General features: G+C 40.3%; 1 pseudogene. It reads left to right on the forward strand.

Going from position 1 to position 422, the window contains the following annotated elements:
* Positions 1 to 422: pseudogene (locus tag HUO09_RS22130) on the forward strand (hypothetical protein); the annotation flags it as partial.

Below are 422 nucleotides of genomic sequence, written 5' to 3' on the forward strand. Positions count from 1 at the left end.
GATAAAAACGAATACTTTAAAGAAGGAAAAGAAGAAAAAGTTCCTACTGATGCTCTTCCTGATGCACCTGATCCAAAACCTTGGAAGGATGAGGACGGAAAAGAAATGAAGAAGGAAGATAAGTCCGAAAAGGATAAGCCTACAGAGAAGGACAAGCCTTCTGAAAAGGATAAAACACCTGATAAGGATAAACCATCTGAAAAGGATAAAACGCCTGATAAGGATAAGCCTTCTGAAAAGGACAAACCTTCTGAAAGGGATAAGCCATCAAGCAAAGATAAGACGCCTGATAGAGATAAGCCTACAGAGAAGGACAAGCCTTCTGAACGTGATAAACCATCTAGTAAGGATAAAACACCTGATAGAGATGGAACGCCTTCTAAGGATAAGACACCTGATAGAGATGGGCCATTAAGCAAGGA

The organism is Vibrio sp. Y2-5 (assembly GCF_014596725.1).
GTDB lineage: Bacteria > Pseudomonadota > Gammaproteobacteria > Enterobacterales > Vibrionaceae > Vibrio.